The sequence below is a fragment of the Spirosoma litoris genome, assembly GCF_054776755.1.
The window spans coordinates 1-1,357 of the sequence record NZ_BAAHBI010000074.1 but is presented as its reverse complement, the minus strand read 5'-3'; the positions used below and the strand labels follow the sequence as shown (position 1 = coordinate 1,357).

Genomic DNA, 1,357 nt, shown 5'->3' with positions numbered 1-1,357 from the left:
TAATTTTAGTCGTATAATCCATCTGGCTAATATACGACATGAAGATTCTGATTTAGTATTATATGAGATAGCTGAATTGCATGATCTGTATTACATTCCTTTAAAGTCGCTAGAATCATCAGACAATAAAAGTTATAATAATTATAAAGAGGCAATTTCGTATGTAGGAAAATTAGAGAGATTAGATTACCTATGTGATTTAGATAAGTTTGATCATAAAGATGATTTCCATAATTATGGATAGATTTTACTTGACATAGCTTTGACATTCTCCATAATGCTATTTAACAAAGGAGGATTATGTGTCAAAAGGTTCAGAGATTGCAAAAGGATTTTATAAGAGTGGGAAAGCGCGCTTTATCACTCCTTATTTTAATAATAATAAACATGGATTATTGCAAAATTTTTATCCAAATGGGAATAGGCATTACGAGTGCTTACATCAAAATGGCCGAAAAGAAGGGATTGAATACATGTTCTATGAGTCAGGAAGCGTAGCTTCTGAAACACCCTTTCAACGTGGTGCAAAACACGGTACGGCATCGAGGTACTATCCAGATGGAAAACTTTTGTGTTCAGAAGTTTATAAGAATGACAGAAAAGATGGTTTAGAAAAGGTATTTCATCCAAATGGTGACTATAAAGAAATAACACTTTTCAAAAATGATGTAGAAATATGTACACTACCAATATGTGCATATAAATTAGGAAATTTCTTCAAAAGAATATTATGAATCTGGATGGTCGGACTAGCGGAAGAATAAAAGATCCAGATCAACTATTATTAGGCTATAAGCCCGATTTATCTTATTAAATCAGACCTTACATTATTAAAACCACGTCTGAAGCGTCATCAGCGGTTTTATTGATAAAATTATTCTGATAACCCTTTGTTGCGGTAATGTTGGAATGGTGATAGAGTTTCTGTAACATCTGAATTATCATTTTATTTCTTGAGATGCTGTCCCATTGTTGTCCTGAACAAAAGCGAGGTCATGCCTCACCAGATATAATCTCTTGATAATCAAATGGCATTGACGGTAGTCGAACCCTCATGGGCTTAAGGTTCATAGGATTTTAGGCTTACTAGGGAATGTTAATTTGATTTTATAAAACGCAAAATCAGCAGATATATAACTAGGCATTTGTTGTACCTATGTTGTACCAAAGAAAAAGCCGTTACGAATTTGAATCGTAACGGCTTGATTTTCAGAGTAGCGGGAGCTGGACTCGAACCAGCGACCTTTGGGTTATGAGTTCTGCTCTGTCACTTGCTAAATATCTGCCGAAGAATTTAATGGATCAAGGTCAAAATTTGTGGAGCATCTTGAATTAAGCATATAACTGGGTGAGCCGA

At 34.5% G+C, this 1,357-nt stretch carries 2 protein-coding genes; both read left to right on the top strand.

What is annotated here, in order from left to right; translation table 11 throughout:
• Window positions 1-244: hypothetical protein (locus ACYVGR_RS35255; protein ID WP_460965248.1), on the top strand; the 244-nt coding region annotated here is incomplete at its 5' end.
• Between the two features lie 58 nt (window positions 245-302).
• Entirely contained in the window at window positions 303-734 is a 432-nt protein-coding gene (locus ACYVGR_RS35250) for a toxin-antitoxin system YwqK family antitoxin (protein ID WP_460965246.1), read from the top strand.
• Window positions 735-1,357 lie beyond the last annotated feature (623 nt).